The 19777-nt window shown below is 38.4% G+C and carries 16 protein-coding genes and 2 pseudogenes; 7 read left to right on the plus strand and 11 right to left on the minus strand.

The features are described 5' to 3' along the window. Positions 1-188 precede the first annotated feature (188 nt). The 3 genes from FW757_RS09380 to FW757_RS09390 form a co-directional block, all read right to left on the minus strand. Complete coding sequence (locus FW757_RS09380) at positions 189-2072, minus strand: CocE/NonD family hydrolase (RefSeq protein ID WP_259398583.1); 1884 nt, start codon at positions 2070-2072, stop codon at positions 189-191. Positions 2073-2250: 178 nt separating this feature from the next. Next, positions 2251-3312, minus strand: coding sequence for a WD40/YVTN/BNR-like repeat-containing protein (locus FW757_RS09385; protein WP_182719564.1), 1062 nt, complete (start codon positions 3310-3312; stop codon positions 2251-2253). Positions 3313-3371: 59 nt separating this feature from the next. Further along, entirely contained in the window at positions 3372-3692 is a 321-nt protein-coding gene (locus tag FW757_RS09390) for a membrane lipoprotein lipid attachment site-containing protein (protein WP_182719567.1), read from the minus strand. 333 nt (positions 3693-4025) lie between these two features. On the opposite strand from FW757_RS09390, the gene FW757_RS09395 reads away from it, so the two are divergent. After that, positions 4026-5387, plus strand: coding sequence for an MFS transporter (locus tag FW757_RS09395; protein WP_446441144.1), 1362 nt, complete (start codon positions 4026-4028; stop codon positions 5385-5387). Between the two features lie 37 nt (positions 5388-5424). Here the strand turns inward: FW757_RS09395 and FW757_RS09400 are convergent. Both FW757_RS09400 and FW757_RS09405 read right to left on the minus strand, forming a co-directional pair. Continuing rightward, positions 5425-5565, minus strand: a pseudogene (locus tag FW757_RS09400) (delta-class carbonic anhydrase); the annotation flags it as partial. 70 nt (positions 5566-5635) lie between these two features. Then, on the minus strand, positions 5636-5884 hold the full coding sequence (locus FW757_RS09405) for a hypothetical protein (RefSeq protein WP_149982739.1): 249 nt from the start codon (positions 5882-5884) through the stop codon (positions 5636-5638). Positions 5885-6072: 188 nt separating this feature from the next. On the opposite strand from FW757_RS09405, the gene FW757_RS09410 reads away from it, so the two are divergent. The 3 genes from FW757_RS09410 (at position 6073) to FW757_RS09420 (ending at position 10780) form a co-directional block, all read left to right on the plus strand. Then, positions 6073-7221, plus strand: a complete 1149-nt coding sequence (locus FW757_RS09410; RefSeq protein WP_446441145.1) for a hypothetical protein — start codon at positions 6073-6075, stop codon at positions 7219-7221. A gap of 241 nt (positions 7222-7462) precedes the next feature. Then, a complete protein-coding gene (locus tag FW757_RS09415; protein ID WP_446441146.1) occupies positions 7463-7825 on the plus strand; it encodes a hypothetical protein in 363 nt (120 codons plus the stop codon). A gap of 831 nt (positions 7826-8656) precedes the next feature. Further along, entirely contained in the window at positions 8657-10780 is a 2124-nt protein-coding gene (locus FW757_RS09420) for a TonB-dependent receptor (RefSeq protein WP_404699613.1), read from the plus strand. A gap of 299 nt (positions 10781-11079) precedes the next feature. Here FW757_RS09420 and FW757_RS09425 read toward each other — a convergent pair whose 3' ends face one another. Then, positions 11080-11667 carry a hypothetical protein gene (locus tag FW757_RS09425; RefSeq protein ID WP_149982743.1) on the minus strand — a complete coding sequence of 196 codons (588 nt, stop codon included), beginning with the start codon at positions 11665-11667 and terminating at the stop codon, positions 11080-11082. A gap of 355 nt (positions 11668-12022) precedes the next feature. Here FW757_RS09425 and FW757_RS09430 point away from each other — a divergent pair, with 355 nt between their 5' ends. Then, positions 12023-14200: a response regulator gene (locus FW757_RS09430; RefSeq protein WP_446441147.1), complete on the plus strand. Its 2178-nt coding sequence runs from the start codon at positions 12023-12025 to the stop codon at positions 14198-14200. Positions 14201-14272: 72 nt separating this feature from the next. Here the strand turns inward: FW757_RS09430 and FW757_RS09435 are convergent, their stop codons facing one another. Genes FW757_RS09435 through FW757_RS09445 form a run of 3 tightly spaced genes read right to left on the minus strand, consistent with a single transcriptional unit; the run spans position 14273 to position 16859 of the window. Further along, positions 14273-14392, minus strand: coding sequence for a DUF2474 domain-containing protein (locus FW757_RS09435; RefSeq protein ID WP_149982745.1), 120 nt, complete (start codon positions 14390-14392; stop codon positions 14273-14275). 47 nt (positions 14393-14439) lie between these two features. Next, positions 14440-15447 carry a cytochrome d ubiquinol oxidase subunit II gene (cydB, locus tag FW757_RS09440; RefSeq protein WP_182731186.1) on the minus strand — a complete coding sequence of 336 codons (1008 nt, stop codon included), beginning with the start codon at positions 15445-15447 and terminating at the stop codon, positions 14440-14442. Positions 15448-15458: 11 nt separating this feature from the next. Then, positions 15459-16859 carry a cytochrome ubiquinol oxidase subunit I gene (locus FW757_RS09445; protein WP_182740543.1) on the minus strand — a complete coding sequence of 467 codons (1401 nt, stop codon included), beginning with the start codon at positions 16857-16859 and terminating at the stop codon, positions 15459-15461. Between the two features lie 132 nt (positions 16860-16991). On the opposite strand from FW757_RS09445, the gene FW757_RS09450 reads away from it, so the two are divergent. Both FW757_RS09450 and FW757_RS09455 read left to right on the plus strand, forming a co-directional pair. After that, positions 16992-18401, plus strand: coding sequence for an aminotransferase-like domain-containing protein (locus tag FW757_RS09450; protein ID WP_446441148.1), 1410 nt, complete (start codon positions 16992-16994; stop codon positions 18399-18401). Positions 18402-18548: 147 nt separating this feature from the next. Continuing rightward, entirely contained in the window at positions 18549-18857 is a 309-nt protein-coding gene (locus tag FW757_RS09455) for a hypothetical protein (protein WP_149982748.1), read from the plus strand. A 133-nt stretch (positions 18858-18990) separates the two neighbouring features. Here FW757_RS09455 and FW757_RS09460 read toward each other — a convergent pair whose 3' ends face one another. Together FW757_RS09460 and FW757_RS09465 are read right to left on the minus strand one after the other, a co-directional pair. Then, positions 18991-19593 (minus strand): acyl carrier protein phosphodiesterase, encoded by a 603-nt coding sequence (locus FW757_RS09460; protein ID WP_182719044.1) that lies wholly within the window; start codon positions 19591-19593, stop codon positions 18991-18993. A 39-nt stretch (positions 19594-19632) separates the two neighbouring features. Beyond that, positions 19633-19725, minus strand: a pseudogene (locus tag FW757_RS09465) (winged helix-turn-helix transcriptional regulator); the annotation flags it as partial. Positions 19726-19777: the final 52 nt, after the last annotated feature.

Raw genomic sequence — 19777 nt, forward strand, 5'->3', positions numbered from 1 at the left:
CTAAATTTAACTTATACCAATATCTGCATACAGCTCACAACTGTCTATCAGATGAAATATAAACCGGTGTGTCAAAACTTTAAGATCAGGTAGGTGCTACTACAGTTAATAACCACCAGCTGATAAACATATTTATCAGCTGGCAATTATTATTTGTTTCTCATTCAAGAGCAGTAGCTACAATTTAACTAGTGCCCTATAACTTTAAATGAAATCGAACTTGGGTATTGCTCACTATGGTAAAGTTTATGTTGCGCTTTTACGAAATCTTCAGCCTTGGCTTTAAAGATATTATCAACATACTTTTGTGGGTTCATATCCATAAATGGAAACATGCTACTTTGAACTTGAATCTGTAACTTGTGCCCGCGTTTAATGGTATGTAAAACATCCAGTAATTCAAAATTAACTAAAGTGGGTTTATTTGCCTCAAATGGTTTGGGCTCACTCATGCTGTCTCTAAAACGACCACGAATAATGCCCCATCTAACTAATTCGTGGCGGTTACCTGTGGCTTCATCAACTTTGTTAGTGGATTCATCCATACCAGGAAATACATCAACTAGTTTTACTACAAAGTCCGCTGCACTTTGGCTGGTAGAAACATACAAGTTTAGATCTATAGCACCTGCAATAGTTTGATCTTCTTTAGCTACATCACTATTAAATACTAATACATCGGTACGTCGAGCTGTAAAACGCTGATCTTCAGCCATATAAGGTCGATCCCAACCTCGACTTGTATGTGCAGAGTGTGGCACGGGTTTATTAGGGTCGCTAATATAATCGCTCGAACCACCTTGCTTATCTGTTGAAGTTAATAATTGCTCGTTGTTACCAAGATAAAGCGTCACATCGCTCGTTTCTTTTGGCGGCCAAGTATCAAACTCACGCCATCTGTTTGCACCCGTTTCAAAAATCGTCGCTTTCGCTAAAGACGCTTCTTTAGTGCCTTTTAAATTATGCTTAAAAAATGGCAGTAATATATGCTCTTGGAACCACTCACTGGTATCAAAGCCAAAATTAGCTTCGCCCATTTTGTCGCCTTCTCCGCGATTCCACTGACCGTGATACCAAGGGCCCATAATGATATGTACATTATCTTTTTTATTGTGCTTAGACATTTTTTGATAGGTCGCTAATGGCCCATACAAGTCTTCAGTGTCATACCACCCACCGACAATTAGTGTCGCTGGCTTTACATTATCAAGATGTTGCAAAACATCACGCTTTTGCCAAAACTCATCATAATTAGGATGCTCAGTTAATTCATTCCAAAAAGGACGCTCGCCATTAAAATATTTTCTATTTACGTTTGAAAGCGGGCCTAATTTACGGAAAAATTCATAGCCATCGGGTGTTGTAGAATCCATTCCTTCAGGCCAATAAGCAAACTGACCTTCCCGTTGTTTATCAAAGGTATCGAAAAAGATAAATGCCATTGGTGTTGAAAAAGCTCCGTTGCGATGAAAGTCATCATAAAACCAGTTAGCAATAGGAGCCTGTGGTGAAATCGCTTTTAATGCTTTGTGACTATTAATTGCAGCCACCGACGTGTAGTAACCAGGATAAGAGGTGCCCCACATGCCTACTTTGCCATTGTTGTTTGGGATATTTTTAACTAGCCAGTCAATGGTATCGTAAGTATCGGTTGCATCATCAACCGCTTTACCACCTTTGTCTCCGGCATCTTGAGGACGCATATTTACATAGCTACCCTCAGACATAAACTTACCGCGAACATCTTGAAAAACAAAAATAAACCCTTCTTCTTCAAAAATCTCACTGGGCCCTAACTTGGCTTTATACTTATCTACACCATAGGGAGCAACACGATACGGCGTGCGTTGCATCATGATTGGATATTTACTTGATTTATCATAAGGTACATAAACCGCTGTAAATAATTTAGTACCATCGCGCATTGGTATTTGGTACTCGTATTTAGCATAATGAGAGCGAATATATTCAGCTCTTTTATCTTCCTGCTTATTTTCTTCTGCTTGTATGAAGCTTGCAAAAATTAAACAGCAAAATAACCCTATAAATTTTGTCATTTTATTATTTTTCATAAAGTACCTTCATAGTTAGTTTAACTATGTTTTTATTGATGAATTTTCAATCTAAACTTACTATAGCCAAAAGTGTGATGCCATAACAACGCGCTAAAGTAGGCTAAATCAGCGATAAAAGCCGATAACCTCTGAAAAATAAAGCCTTTAAGCACTAGTGACTCTTTAATCAAACTAATTATTCAGTCGGTATTATTAAAACAGCTACTTTGCCCTCAGAACCTGCAAATAAAAAACGAGCATTACTGGCGCTTAATGTAAAATAGCCGGTATTATCATATTTTGGATTAGCAAGTGGTTGCCACGTATTTCCTTGATCGTATGAAATGTCACTGCCTGTTTTACCCGTTGCAATGCAAGCGAATGCGTTACATGCCATCGCACTTCTTAGTCCACGGTCACCCGATTTAACATGTTTCCAACGATTTTTTGTAACGTCATACCGTGCCATATTTGGATAGTTTTTGTCACGTTGCAGGTAATCACCACCAACAACAAATAAATCATCATCACTATTCAAAGCCAGACCATAACCACCAGCAGTATCCGCGCTACGATACAAAGGAACACTTTTCCTTAGCCAAAATAGTCCACCATCATTTGAGTGATAAACAGAAGCCGACTTTCCACCCGTTGTTAACCATGCTTGATTATCTTTTCCTACAATGAGTGTATTACCACTGGCGGCAAATGCGGACTCTGAAGGTATTAAGCTAGGTAAATTTACTTTATCGGTTCGTGTCCATGTTTTGCCGCCATCTTGTGTACGTTTAACTACATAATAACCATCGACAGGATCACCCATTAATAAACCATTGTCTTGATCCCAAAATGCAATTGAATCAAAAAAACCTGCCTGATCCTGATTCTGTAACAATAATTGCCAACTTTTACCTGCATCTGTTGTTTTATATAATGAAGACTGTTTACCTGAGCCAACACTCATTACAATCGCGGTTTGCGTATCAAACACCGCAATATCACGAAAATCATTATTTATGCTGCTTTTTACACTGCGATCATGCCAATGTTTACCGCCATCTTGACTCACCCATACACTATTATTGGTACCTGTGACCCACAACGATTGATCAAATATCGCCGAACCACGAAGTGAAGGCTTACCATCAATCAATGTATGCTGAAAACCATCAACTTGCTGAGCAATAGCTAAGTGGCTAAACACAAAGAAAGTCAGTACACAGAACGCTGTTAAGCTATGAAACGCTGTTATTATCATTATGAATCACCGATACCAATTAGTTTATTTTATAGTAGTTAACATAAACGCAGAGTAAGTTAGTCATCCGTCCTTGTTAATCTTACTCCATCAACAACCATTGACCACTGCCCATCGCTAAAAAATGGTGGTTGCGAAACCTCAAAAGTTGTATTCATTATAAGCATATCAACTAAGAAATTATCGCCATCAAACTCATCAACGGATGATGAAATAGAAGTTCCACCTCGTTGATAGTCAAAAGTTCCATCTGGGAGTATTTCTAGATACATGCCAGGACCTTGCCAATAACCTATATAAGCAAACTTATCTGCGGGTATTGGCTTACTGCAAGCACTCAGTGCCAACATAATAAATAAAGTGATAACTATTTTTTTCATTAGTTTCATTGAGACTTCGCTAAATTAGGTAATTCAGTGTAGCAATAAACACCTCACACTTACTACTTGTGTATCGATAAATTAATACAAATCATAGTAATAGCGTATCCATTAGATTGATGAGTGACTTTATTGCACACTAAACCATAACGTGTCTATTTTACTGCAAGCGCCACCATAACATTCGCTAAAAAACCAAGTAATAAATGCTTAGTACTCAATACTAATCAGAATATAGTTAATAGTAGAACGACCCAACAACCCATTTACTACTTGGAAAATACATTTAGTTACTCTAGTATCAACTTGTCTAGGCTAACTATTTGCATTTAAATGAAATCATTTCCTTCGCTGTATTTTGCTAATCTATTTTTAATTATTGGCACCGGTTTACTCACCACCTATTTAGCCCTCTATTTAGGGAAAAATGGCATCTCGACCTTTTGGATCGGGTTAATGACCTCATGTTATTACATGGGTTTGTTGCTTGGCTCAAAGCTTGGTTATCACCTTATTAAATCGGTCGGCCATATTAGGACCTTTGCAGCCAGTACCGCCGCTGTTTTAGCCTGCGTTGCAGCACACGGCGTTAGCGATAATATTTATTTATGGTTAGCCCTGCGACTATTTGTAGGCCTTGGTATGATGTGTAACTACATGGTGCTCGAAAGCTGGCTCAACGAACAAGCTGCACCAGAGTCTCGCGGGCGAGTGTTTTCGTTTTATATGATCACCTCTTATCTGGGTATGATTTTAGGTCAATTTGCATTAGCCGAATTCCCAGAGCTTGGCTATGCACCACTATTTTTAGTGTGCATGGCACTGGCAATTGGCATTATTCCTATTTCAATCACTCGTAGGATTCACCCCAAGCCATTAAAACCAATTCAAGTCAGTCTGTTTGACTACTTTAAAAAAGTACCGCAATCACTTACAGCTGTTCACTTTGCGGGTATTATAAATGGCAGCTTTTACGGCCTTGCACCAACATTTGCCAAGTCATCTGGGTTTAATTCGTCAGAAATTGCCATTTTTATGTCTGCCACTATTTTTGCAGGTCTGATCGCGCAATGGCCAATGGGGATATTGTCGGATAAAATACGTCGTAGCGTGTTGATCCGCACCAATGCGGTTGCGATTGGTGTAGTTAGCTTGGCTTTATTTTTGCTACCTATTACGCAAACACTCGCCTTTGCACTCACTTTTATGTTTGGCTTGTTCGCCTTTACTTTATATCCATTATCCTCAGCCTTAGCTAATTCACGCGTTGAAGATGAAGAGCGCGTTGGCGTGTCATCTGCGTTATTAGTTGTTTTTGGAGCCGGTGCAGCACTTGGTTCAACTGCCAATGCACAAGTTATGACCTATTTTGGTCACCAAGCCCTTTATGCCTCCATCGCACTATTAACGGTGATAATGTACTTATTACTCACTTACATTAATTCGAAACAAAAAGTAGAACAACCGGAGTCGAGTGATTACGTTGTAGGCACATCAGACGTTACCAACTCGCCACTGGCTGCGACCATGGATCCACGAATAGAAGAAACGACTGCCCACGAGCAAATGTTGGTGGTCGATGAAATTGATGATGAATATGAAGAAAACAATGCAGTCTTTGATACCGAGGATCCGCAGGGTGACCTGTTTAAAGACTTTCAAACGCAAGACGAAACAGCTGAACTAAAAGACTAGCGATTCATTTTCGATATTATAAAAGCAGGTAACAGCTTCAATTTACCTGCTTTAATTGAGCAGCTGATAATTTACGCTCAGAAAGGTAGCCTATAAGATGACCTTTGTCATTGCCCGCATACGTTTTAAACTCCCCGCCTTTATGCTCCGCATTTTTATAAAAATGAATGTTGTATAAATTAAGCTCACTTCGGCTGGCCCCCCCAAGCTAAGTAAGTTAATAGCTGCCTTCAATCGCTTTTCCAAAATTAATGTAGCTTTTTAGGCCCACTACGAACAAGCTCTTTACCGTTTTCAAACACATCTTGTGTAACCCAGCGGCCTAACAACAACTTATGGTTATCATCAAGTACAGCTACAAACGGGCGACCATTGGTATTATTGGTCGCCAGTGCCACACCGGCTATATTTTTTAAGCCCAATCCACCATTATCAATCAGTAATAAAAAAGCTTCTAGCTCTGCGAGGGTGTCAATTACATCGTTATCATTAATCATGCTGTTTACTCAGTTATAACTTAATGAGTGAAGGATAACAGTTTATGAAAATAGGCTCTAGAGGCTGATTAAACGTTAAAGGTGGGAGTTACGACCCAATACTCAACGTATTTATTTGCGCTTACTCGCTCTACATCCGATAGTAGCCTTTGCATTGAAACTATTAAAACTGCTTATATAGGAAAACCATGATCAAACGACTTTTAGCCGCAAGCTTAATCTTCTCTTCGGGTTCTGTTTTTAGCGCTAACCCAACGGTTGAAGAGCTGCGTATTAAGCAAGCCACAACCGCTATGCCACAAGTTTTAGATATATTTTCTGAGGATATCGCGCAATTTGAACAAAGCTGGAAAAGCCTAAGAAACTTTAAACAGGCAACTGACTTACTACATGATTACTCAAGCCAACTCTGGCTCAACGCCAAACAACACATTACCGTCACTAAAAGCTACGATGACAGAGCACTTTACTGGGCTCGCCTACTTTCAAGTAAAATAATCCGTACAACAAAACCTGAATTTGCATTAACAACTGCCGAGCAAAGCGCATTATTAACAATGCTAGAAAATGGCAGCAGAGGACGCACCGACCTAGCCTACTCTAAAAACACCACCAAAAAGATTTTACTAACTGGCTTTGATCCATTCTTACTGGATAGAAACATCAATCAAAGTAATCCATCCGGTGTAGCCGCATTATTACTCGATGGCCAAGTAATTACTTATCAAGGTATCAGCGCTGAAATAAATACTGTGATGGTGCCTGTTCGCTATGAAGACTTTGATCAAGGTATTATTGAAGAATTACTCGCCCCCTATTACGCTCTGAATAACGTAGATATGATAGTTACCGTTAGCATGGGTAGTAAAGACTTTGATCTTGAGCGCTTTCCAGGTAAGCGGCGCAGTGTAGCCGCCCCCGACAATGCAAATATTGTCTATGGCGGCACAGCAAAAGCGCCACTGATTCCAAGTTTAAACGACCGTCCACTCCCAGGGAGTGAGTTTGTGCAATTCAGTTTGCCCGCCACGCAAATACAGCAAGCCAAAGGGCCATTTCCGATAAATGACAATCATAAAGTTGTTACACTCGAAAAAGCCTTTGAACCTAAAACTTTAGCTGAACTAAAAGATGCGATTGCAGTAAAAGGCGGCGGCGGTGGTTACCTGTCTAACGAAATTTCGTACCGCAGTATTCGCCTGCGCGATCAACTCAATTCAGATATTTCTACTGGGCATATCCATACGCCACGTATAGCGCAGTTTGAACCAGAAACAGAAGCTAAAATAGTCAAACAAATTCAAGCAATGTTAGAGCAAAGCCTAGTTATTTTATAAATCAATTTATAGGATAACTATCCTATTGCTAAAAATATGACTTCAGGCTTCATCCTCTAAATAGAAAGCCTGGAGTAAATTTATTATATCATCTCTAAATACGCAGTAATTAAAGCCGCACAGCACATATAAGATGTGGCAATAATCATTAACAAACCAGAAATGTTAACTAAATGCTTTATTTGTTTAAAAAATGATGTATTGTTGTTTCTGAAAAACAAACATAAATAAGGACAAAAAAATGAAAAAGGTATTAACAATAGCAACTTTACTAGCAGCTAGCGTATTTTCTGTTCAAGCAAATGCAAGTTCAATGGAATGCTATGTAGACACTCAAGCATATGATCAATACACACCAAATCACTGTATGGCGTTGATCTATGGTCAAAATAAAGCGACAGCGGTATTTCGTGTCATCGGCAATGGCTCTGAAATAGATAGCGTTATTTGGTCCAATGCAGCCAAATCTTGTGGTACTTCGGGTACTTCTTGTTCATTTGAAATCAGATCTTTTAGAGCTTACAAAGCGGAAGCAACGATACTTTATACCAATGGAAGTTGGAGCAAAGCGTCTGCAACTGCATCATTTGAAGATGGTCGCTAAGAGTTACTCTGAAATTATTAATTATTTGAATTTAGGGCTTTTTAATACCATTTAATAAAGCCCTATAAGATGCCAAAATCTCATATTTAACCCTTTCACACTATCAAACCTCGCGCTTTACAATTACCTAAAAATCAAGCTACTTTAACAAGCAATCAAATCATCAAATATGGCTGCTCAGTCTATGTCGCTAGTGACGTTGTCACTCATAACGACAGCCTATAAATTATCGCTTTTAGTTAAAAAGCGTTGAACTGATAAAAAAATGGCAAACTAACAAAGCACAGCCTATTCCCTGATTGATGTCTGATCTAGAGGTTTTATTTATCAAAATAAAACATAAACCACTGATTATAAATAACAAAGTAAAAACTTATAATTAAACAGATTATTTTACTTATTCAGCTCTCGACATTGCAAAAAAAACAACGTTATACTATCACCTGATGAAACACATGAATTTACACTCACTCAGACACAATAAAACGCTATTAAAATATTTAATGGTGCTTTTACTGCTGTTCAGTGTTTTTTCACAGTGGCACTCAACTGTTCACGCAGTACAAAGCAGCACAGAGTGCCAACTCTGCATAAGTTCGTTTGATTTTGACGATTTAATATCTCCTACCACCAGCATATTTGAACCTGAAAGTAACCGCTACAGCGCTGTTTTAGCCTTACACTCTCCTCAATTTAGCGCGACCGTTGCATTTTCAGGTAACCGTGATCCGCCGAATACTCTTTAAATTTCACTGTTAAAAAACCGTTTTATAAAGACTGTTTGCCATTGGGTAAGCAGCTATTTTTAGTGCAAATTTTAGAGATTAAACAATGAAAATTAAGTATTCACCATTAGTTTTGGCGGTATTAACTGCTATCAGTACACACGCAATGGCAGCAGAGAAACAAATACAAAAAGATGAAAGCGATTTAGAAAAAATTGTTATTACAGCTTCACCGCTTAAACGTACCGTACTTGAATCAAGCACCCCAGTATCAATTCTTAGTGGCGAAGAGCTTGATCAGCACCAAGCAGCAACCCTTGGCGAAACCTTAAAAAATGTGCCAGGTGTACACAGCTCTTATTTTGGACCCGTTGCCAGTAGCCCAATTATCCGAGGATTAGATGGACCTCGAATCAAGGTTGTACAAAACGGATTAGGCGCATCTGATGCATCACGCGTTGGCCCCGATCACCAAGTATCAACCGAAACCTCTACGGCCACACAAATTGAAGTATTACGCGGCCCTGCTACTTTGCTTTATGGTAGTGGTGCAATTGGCGGCGTTGTTAATGTGGTTGATAACCGCCTCCCCATTGAAAGACAACAAGGTATTACTGGAGAAGTATTTGCTCAGTACGATAACGTAGCAGATTCAAAAACAACATCTACTGATTTAAATGCCGGAACGGGCGACTTTGCTGTTCATATTGATGCTTACAACCGTAATACCGGTGACTATAAAATACCTGTTCCCGCTGATATTAATGAACATGGTGGCAGTACTAAACTCTCAAACTCAGCAATCGATGCACACGGTTATAACTTAGGAGCTGGCTGGATCACTGACGATACACGCGTCGCTTTTGCCTATGGCTCAATGGACTCAGAATACGGTTTACCGGGTGAAGATGGCGTATTTATTAAGTTAAAACAAGACCGCTATCAAGGTGTTGTTGATTGGAATAATCTTGACGGTTTTATAAAATCGTTGCATTGGCAAAATGCATATACTGATTACCAACACTCAGAAATTGAAGGGACTGAAGTAGGCACTACTTTTAAAAATGAAAGTATCGAGTCTAGACTATGGGCAGAGCACAGCGCGGTTTATGGTTGGCACGGTATAATGGGCTTACATTATAACAAAAGTGATTTTGAAGCGATTGGCGAAGAAGCCTTCACACCACCAACAAAAACCGACAGTTTAGCCGCATTTTTAATGGAAGAAAAACAAACAGGTGCTTTATTGTGGCAGCTTGGTACACGCGTGGAGCAACTAACCCATAAAGTGAATAACCAATTTTTTGATGAGCTATCAAACGATAATAGTATCTCATTTGCAGATGAAGATTACACGGCGGTTTCAGGCTCTGCAGGAGTAGTTTGGAGCATTAACGACAAGCACTCATTAGCATTTAATTATGCATATTCACAACGAGCTCCTTCGGCATCAGAAATTTATGCCTACGGCCCACACATAGGCTCAGGCACATATGAAGTAGGCGGTGCTTTTGATGTTGTTAATAACAGTGATGGTACTTACTCTGTGGCTCAAGTTGCCCAGAGTATGGATAAAGAAGTATCAAACAACTTAGACGCTACATATCGCTATAACGCTGATAGCTGGAATGCCAGCATCAGTATATTCCAGAACCAAATTAACGATTATATTTACGAAGACTTTAGCAACCTTGTACTAAGTGATGGTGAGTTTATTACTTCCCAAGCTTATGATCAATTACAAGATACAGGTGCAGCTTCAGATGAAGAGACTGATGGCTTACCTGTGGTAAATTTTGCGCAAGGAGATGCTAAACTCTATGGTTTTGAAGCACAAGTTGACTGGCACTTAAACGAACAATGGCGTCTGGATGTGTTTTCGGATTATACCCGCGCTAAACTAGATAAAGGCGGTAACGTACCAAGGATCCCACCATTACGTGTTGGTTCTTCAATACATTATGAATACGGTAATTGGCACACTGAAGTAGAAGTCACTCGCAACAGTAAGCAAGATAAAATTGCCGCAAACGAAACCACCACCGACGGCTATACCATGCTATCAGCCGCTGCTAACTATTACCTTGATTTAGGTAACGTTGACATGACATTGTATTTAAAAGCCGACAATCTAACCGATCAAGAAGCGCGCGTGCATTCATCTTACTTAAAAGACGAAGCACCACTTCCAGGTCGCTCATTTAGTATAGGTGTAAGAGCGCGTTTTTAAACTGCGCTTGCTATAAGTGTTTGTTAAATAAAACAGCTCTTATACCAATCGTGTTAAGTTAATGACCATTTATAGCGACAGATAAATACAGTGATAACAAGGCGTAAATTTTGACATGTAGTTGTTCTACTTGAAAAAATTATAACGCAGTTAGCGCTTTATTTAGCTCGCTAGAATGGTTAGATATTTAAGTCGATTGGTATTAATTAAGTTGCTAAGTTTAACCTAACAGCAACAAATACAAAAAAGGCTTAGAAGTGATTCTAAGCCTTATTATTAGGGACTAAGTTTTAATTATATTATTGATTATTGATTTCTATTTGCCCAATAGCAACAGAGCCGTGCTGCCATGTAGTGCGGCATTTCAAACTAAGAACAGCATCACTTTCAAAATTATTATCAAGAGCTGTTACATACGATACAAACTGCTTTGAGCTATTTGCAGTGTCAGCAATATCAATCCAGTCAAAGCCCTTTCCTGTAGCATACTTAAACCACTTCTCTTGCCCGCCATCACTTACTTTACGAACACGTGAAATTAAGCAGCCGCCGTTTGAGCTATTTAAACCTTCAGTAATGCCATGAACTTTAAGCTCAAAATTACCAATCGTGTCATTTAAAGGAATGCTACAGTTGAAATAACGCTCAGAGCGTGAAAATTGAGGATCAAAAGTAAAGTAGCCATTTTCTGTAGTACCAGTTTTTTCTAGAGTTACTTCTTTTAGTGCAGCTAGATCACCTATTGAAGCAGCTAGATTATTAACGGCTTGTGACTTATAAACTGTATCTTCAGAGCAATGAGAGGCACCATCAAATACAGCAGCTTGTGTAAGTGACGATATAGACGCTAAAGCAGTCGCTAAAGCAATATTCTTAATTTTTAACATATTCATATCCTTATATTTTTGTCCCTAATAAGATGGATAATATCACGCAATATAAAATAAACAACTCACATTGAATGTTTTATATTCGAGTTATTTATTCTAGTAAAACAACAAGGCTTTAATTGCACTCAATAGGTTTTATTTCGAGTCACTGAATAGGTTTTATTTCGAGTCACTGAATAGGTTTTATTTCGAGTCACTGAATAGATTAATTCTACAGCTAAAAGAGCTAGGCCTATAAAGCTCTATTGAAGAAATGCACAGATATTACCTTTTTCATGCGATTTTAATCTGAAAGTTGCTATTACCCTGAAATTAATCCTATATTTAGTGGACATAAATATTGAGCAATGCAATGAAAACAGCGCAAATCCCAGCAGACGAAGAGTCTAGACTAAAAGCCTTGTATGAGTATGAAATATTAGATACCAAAGCCGAACAAGTATTTGATGATTTAACTCAACTTGCTTCTGAAATTTGTGAAACGCCTATTTCACTCATTAGCTTAGTAGATCCGCAAAGACAGTGGTTTAAGTCAAAGTACGGTATTGATGTTGATGAAACTGAGAGAGAGATTGCATTTTGCTCCCATGCAATACTGCAAGACCACATTTTTGAAATACCGAACGCATTACTCGATGAGCGCTTTCATGATAACCCGCTAGTTGTTAATAATCCAAACATACGATTTTATGCAGGCGCCCCGTTAGTAACCCCAAAAGGAAATACTATAGGCACACTCTGTGTTATTAGCGATAAGCCCAAAAAGCTAAATCAAAACCAAATTAACGCTCTGACGATACTAGGTCGAGAAGTTATCACTCAACTTGAACTTAGATTAAACAACAGAAGATTAACATCAGCTCTAGAACAACAAAAAATACATAATGAAGAACTTGAAGTACTAAAAAAAGAAGCTGATAGTGCCAACACCTTAAAGGGCCAATTTCTAGCAAATATGACCCATGAACTTAGAACACCACTACACGGTATTTTAAATTTAGCTGAATTTGGCCTAGCTGAAGAAACGAGTTTAGAAAAAGATAACGCTTTGAAAAGTATTTTAAACTCAGCCAATATACTCTCAAGTATTGTGAATGACATTCTAGATTTTTCAAAAATTGAAGCTGGCAAACTAGATATCGAAAATATCAATTTTAATCTTAAAGAGGTTGTTAACGATCTCTTCAAGCCTCTCATTAAACAAGCATCAGCTAAAGGCATTAAACTTACTTTATATATTGATGAGAAGGTGGCAGCAACTTTAAAAGGTGATCCTGTAAGGATCTCACAAATTCTAAATAACTTGTGTTCAAACGCGATTAAATTTACAAACCAAGGGCAAGTAAATCTCAAAGTCAGCGTTCAAAGTAGTTCATTAATTGAACAGGATATTTTATTTGAAATTATTGATACAGGTATTGGTATCAGCGAAGCAGCACAACAAAACTTATTTCAAGATTTTCATCAAGCAGATGCATCTATATCAAGATGTTATGGGGGCACAGGGCTTGGCTTATCAATCTGTGCTAAGTTAAGTCAACTAATGAAAGGTAAAATCGGCTTTACAAGTAAAGAAGGCGAAGGCTCTATATTTACGTATCAACAGAGCTTTGAAACACATCTATTGTATGATTCATTAAAACAAAAGAAAGAAATAACTAATTTACAAGGGTGCACCATTCTAATCGCCGAAGATAATAAAATAAATCAACTCATCGTAAGTAAAATGCTACAAGCGCATAACGCCAATGTAGTAATCACAGAAAACGGTAAAGAGTGTGTTGATTACTTTAATACAAACCCTGTAGATTTGATTTTTATGGATATCCAAATGCCAGTAATGGATGGAGTACAAGCCACAAAAGCAATTCGGGCACAACAAGGAGATAAAACAACCCCAATTATAGCCTTGACAGCTAACACCTTGAAACAAAACATTGAACATTATTTAGACATTGGTATGGATGGTTATTTAGCTAAACCATTTGATAAAGATAAATTAAATAGCTTACTTAATATTTACAACCCTAATAACCTCAATCTAAAAAAGCTAGCGGTTAAAATTAGTGATCCTAATATTTCAAGCAAATATAAACTAAATCAGACATGCCAAGAGTTAAAAAAGCTAATTCCAAATGCAAATAGAGTTAGCCTTTGGTTACTAAACCACGAATATACTGCGATAAATTGTTTAATATGCCTTGATGAAAATGAGGTAGTAACAAATGACATGGTTTTAAAAGCTCAGGATTTTCCTGCATACTTTAATTATATTTTAGGTAACCAAGTACTTGATGCATCGGATGCAAGGAACAACGAAGTAACAAAGGACTTAAATAAATCCTATTTTGAACCATTCAATGTGTATTCCTTACTTGATTATATCTATTTTATAGATGACAAAACGTTAGGCGTAATTTGTTGTGAAAGTGTTGACTCAAAAGTGTCATGGGACTATGCAGACAAAGAAGCACTGATAAAGATAGCGGATGTAACAACTCTTTTTTTATCCAAGCAACTCAAGTCTTAATAAAAGTAATGAGAATATAAAAAAGGGGACTATTATTTGATAAAATAGTCCCCCGTAATTTAACTAACGGTATTACTTCATTCCTGCAAGAGTCATCAAAAAGCGGATCAAAAGAGACACTAAAAATAGTGAAGCAACACTCAAGACCCAAATGATAATTAACCATTTAAATTGATGAAGATGCTTTTTCATATACCCTCCACAAAGCCTTCACTAAATAGTGCAATAGCATTGAATAACTAGTGATACCCCTCGGTATCAATAACTTTGCCACGAAATACATAATAAGACCAAAACGTATAGGCCAATATGAATGGCACGATGATAACAACGCCAACCAGGGTGAATTTTAAACTTGATTCAGGCGCTGCGGCTTCATAAATAGATACACTTGGTGGAATAATATTTGGCCAAAGGCTAATACATAAGCCTAAATATCCCATAAATAACATACACAGCGCATAAATAAATGGTCGATAGTGTTTACTTGAGTTTACTGAGCCCAGTAATAATAAAACAAAAATACCGGTAATAATTGGCAAAGGAGCAAGGTATACAATATTTGACCAATTAAACCACATTGCTTTTACATCAGCGTTGATAAGTGGTGTATAAATACTGATACCTAACATGCACAAGGCTAATAAAATAGTTAATGGCTTAATAAGTTTACGCATTTGTTTATACAAATTATGCTCTGTTTTAACCACTAACCAAGTGGCACCTAATAAGCCATAAGCAAACAGTAAACTACACCCTGTAAATAAGCTAAATGGTGTTAACCAGTCTAAAGCTCCACCAGCAAACTCACCATTTTCAACAGGAAAACCAATAATAACAGCGCCCATTGCTACACCTTGAGCAAAGGTTGCCATAAACGAGCCTGCAAAAAATAACTTATCCCATAATGGGCGGTGAGACTCAGTTGCTTTGAAGCGAAATTCAAACGCAACGCCTCGTAATATTAAGCCAAATAACATCACTAAAATAGGCCCATATAAGGCTGATAATATAACTGAGTAAGCCATAGGAAATGCAGCTAACAAGCCTGCCCCGCCAAGCACTAGCCACGTTTCATTACCATCCCAAACTGGGGCAACAGAGTTAACCATGATATCTCTTTCGTGCTTATTTTTAACCAGCGGGAAAAGTAGGCCAATCCCTAAGTCAAAACCATCTAAAAACACATACATCATTAACCCAAAGCCAATAATGAGTGCCCAGATACTCGGTAAATCAAAATCCATCATTTAATCTCCTAAAGCTCAACACCATCGGCCGCTGATAACGGACGAGCCGGGCGTTTATTTAAATCATCTTTATTATCGTTGTCATACACTTGTTCAGGGCCCTTTTTGATAAGTGCTAACATATAACGCACACCGACCCCAAACACACACACATATAAAACAACAAAAGTAAGTAATGAATAACTCATTGCCGTCATCGAATGAGCAGAGCTTGCATCAACCGTTCTTTGTAACCCATATACAACCCAAGGTTGTCGTCCAGCCTCTGTGACAAACCAGCCTGTTAGCATCGCAATCAACCCAGCAGGGCCCATTACAACACAAAACCTTAAGAACCATTTTTTCTCGTATAATCGGCCTTTTTTACGTAACACTAACCCTGTTATGCCTAATAAAATCATCAATAACCCTAAGGCGACCATAATTCTAAAACTAAAAAATACAATTGGTACATAAGGGCGATCTTCAGGAGGTACAGATGTTAATGGTGCAATGGTGCCATCAAGACTATGCGTTAAAATTAAGCTAGCTACGCGCGGTATTTCTATTGCGTAGTCGTTGCGTTCTTCTTCCATATTTGGCCAACCAAATAAAACTAAGGGGACACCTTCGCCTGGTTCTGATTCATGCCAATGCCCTTCCATTGCTGCCACTTTCATTGGTTGATGCTCAAGTGTATTTAGGCCATGTTCGTCTCCTACAAAAGCTTGCAATGGTGCGATAATTAACAACATCCACATTGCCATCGACAACATTTTTTTTGCCGCTTGAGTGTGCGAGCCTTTTAATAAATGCCATGCACCAGATCCGCCTACCAACAAGGCTGTCGCTAAAAAAGCGGCTAAGCCCATATGGACTAAACGATAAGGAAATGAAGGATTAAATATTATCTCAAACCAGTCAACCGGAACCGCTCGGCCATCAATAATTTCATAGCCTTGAGGTGTTTGCATCCAGCTGTTAGAAGCCAAAATCCAAGTCATTGAAATCAACGTACCGATTGCCACTAAACAGGTAGATGTAAAGTGAAGCTTTTCGCCAACTTTATTCCAACCAAAAAGCATAACGCCAAGAAAGCCAGCTTCTAAGAAAAACGCAGTCATCACCTCATAACTGAGTAATGGCCCCGTAATAGCTCCAGCAAAATTAGAAAACTGACTCCAGTTAGTACCAAACTGATAAGCCATTACGATGCCGGATACCACTCCCATAGCAAAATTTACCGCAAACACTTTCATCCAAAAACGACAAAGCGTCATGTATATCGGCTTTCGCGTGTATAACCAAAGCCCTTCAAGTACCGCAAGGTAACTTGCCAAGCCAATTGTTATTGCTGGAAAAATAATATGAAAAGAGACTGTAAATGCAAACTGTATACGAGCTAAATCAATAGCAGTAAAATCTATCATAACGCCAACCTACTCCTAGTTAATTACAGAGCAAACATTAAACTTATCACCTATGGTATATATCTTTTTTTTACAGTACAGGCACAGAAAAATAATTTACAATGAGTACAGATTGTCACTACGAGCGAGAGCATGAAACAGTTCAAATATACAGAGCTTGAGGCTATCTTAAAAAAGAAAATTGACGCTAACAGCTTTACTCCAACAGGCAAGTTGCCCTCAGTGAGAGAGCTTTGCAAACTACAGGGCCTATCAAAAGCAACCGTATTACATTCGTTACATCGCTTGGAATCACAAGGACTTATTTATGCAAAACCTAAATCAGGTTACTTTGTAACGCAAATAAAGCCGCCTAAACGAGTGCTACCAAAACAAATCAAAACATCATCTACTCCACGCAATGTGTCAGTACCTGCGATTTTAAAAGACATTATGACGCGCAGTGCTGCCTTTGATATTTTACCAAGTGCTGGCGCGCAGGAAGATGCTACTCACTTAACCGTTCTTAATCGACATTTAAACAAAGCATTTCGTTCTTCTCAAAGTCAAAAAGCATTTTACTATAATAGTTCTGATGGTGATTTGCGTTTGAAGCACGCAATAATTAACCACTATGGTGGTTTAAACCAAAAACCTGATGAGCTTTGCATTACCAATGGCTGTCAGCACAGTTTATTTATTTCTCTTATGGCCACGTGTTCGCCAGGCGACACTGTCGCTGTTGAATCGCCAACTTTTTACGGGGTATTGCAAATATTAGAACAACTTAACCTAAAAATAATAGAAGTAGCATGCGATCCCGAGCACGGCATAAGCATTGACGATCTGACAAAAAAAATAGCCAAGTGGCCCATAAAAGCATGTGTCGTCTCACCTAATTACTCAACGCCAACAGGTGCATGTATGCCTCATAGAGCAAGAGAAGAGCTACTTAAATTGGCAGTGAAAAGTGATTTTTGTATTATCGAAGACGACATTTACGGCGATCTGGCTTTTCCTCCTTTTGTTAGTGAGTCTTTAAAAAGTCTCGACACCCAAGGACAAGTAATTTTGTGTAGTTCATTCTCAAAAAGCTTATCAAGAGATTTACGTATCGGATGGGTTTTTGGAGGAAAGTGGCATGATAAAATCACTCAACTTAAACTCGTTACGCAACTTTCTTCATGTGGGTCGATTCAACAAGGATTAGCCACTTTTATAGAAGATGGTCACTATCGTCGCTACCTAAATAAGCACGTATATGCAATTAAACAACAACAAGCAGAGCTGATTAATTTTTTACAAACCCATTGGCCTGAGGATATACGCTTTACACAAGCTAATGGCGGCATATCTATGTGGGTCGAGTTAGATGAGTCAATAGATACCCAAAAAAGTTACAATGAAATACTACAACAAGGTATCGTCATGACCCCGGGCTCACTTTTCTCAGCATCAGGGCAATTTAAAAACTTTTTACGATTGAGTTATATTCACCCCCTCACTAAAGCAAGGGAAGTTGCGATCAAAAAACTATTCAGCACCCTCTTGGTAAAAAAATAACACGCTTTATGCCTACGATAAGCCGCTTTAACATCAAATAATAAGGTGGTTTCGGCTAAAACTACTATCAAAGTTGTTGCCAGTCGACAAGCTCGGTTATAATCCGCTCATCTGGCTATATCTTTGGCCTCTAACTGGATTAAAACGATGAAAAAACTCTCTGCGGTGCAAATAAAACAACAAGCACTGGTACTTAAAGTTGCTGATGCAATTGAAGAGCAAGGCCGTAATGAACTCACTGGCATGCTGCAATGCTGGTTTGACGTGGAATATCACTTATTTCCAGGCTCTTTACTAATGTGTTTTCAGTTTGAGAATCAGCAGGCGTTAACAGCGGCAGAGCCTGACTTATTAAAGTGGCAAAAACGTTTAAGTGGTGCAATGCTTAAAAAAGGCGTTATTTTAAAAGACATGCGCAAGCATTTAGTTTTCACCCTAAAGGGGCCTGATGATTAAGTCAGATAGTAGCCATCAATCAAGCCGTTTTTAGTATGATGCGAGCTTTTTGTTGGTCAGAATTTATTCCATCAAAAGCTAATTATCAATATTGCATCATTTTAGGCTAGAACCTGACTTACATTTAAAAAGTTTACACACTAGCATCTTGAGCTCCTTCAAGACCTCGTTGCTTAACATGTTTAATCAATTCAGGGAAAAACGCTAAAAACATAGCATCTAATTCAGTGTAGTGTCGGGCTATATCAGCAGCAGCGCCAGAAAACGTATTAGTAAAGCGAATGCGCTTGGCAATATTATCAAGTGCAACCCCGACCCCTTCGACGGTTTCGTATTCTTTAAACCAATCATTCTGCGTCATATGTTTTACAACACTTTGCATTCTTGGCGGCATAACGGGTGTACGCTTACCCAAAAGCCTATAACTGATTTGCTTAAAGTCACTTAGCGGTTGATCGTTAAACCGTTGCCAATGCTGAATTAAAAAATGATCGAACACCACATCAATAGCGACACCCGCAAAGCGTTTACGCTGAGGCGAAAAATACTGTTTAGCTTCTTTCACTAAAGGGTGAGTATCTGTAAACTTGTCGACTAGATAGTGGTTATCTAGTGCATTTTTTACCGTGATTGGCAATTGCTTTACATGCCTATTGCCGCCAAAATCACCAAGCAAGTTGCCAAAGTGCGAGTCTGCTGTAGGCTGCGCTAAATAAAGATGAGCTAAGTAGTTCAAAGTAATATCTCTTTATATTTCATTATATTAAGAGCTTTCACTCACTTCTCCTAACAGGCGAGTTAAATCATTAAAGCGAACAAGCCCACCTTTTAGATGATAAATACTCGAGCCTTTCCACTTGCCGCCCATTAACTCTCCTAAAAATGTAACTAGGTTACTAAAAGTATACTAATTGATATTA

Source organism: Pseudoalteromonas sp. 1181_04, assembly GCF_052850545.1.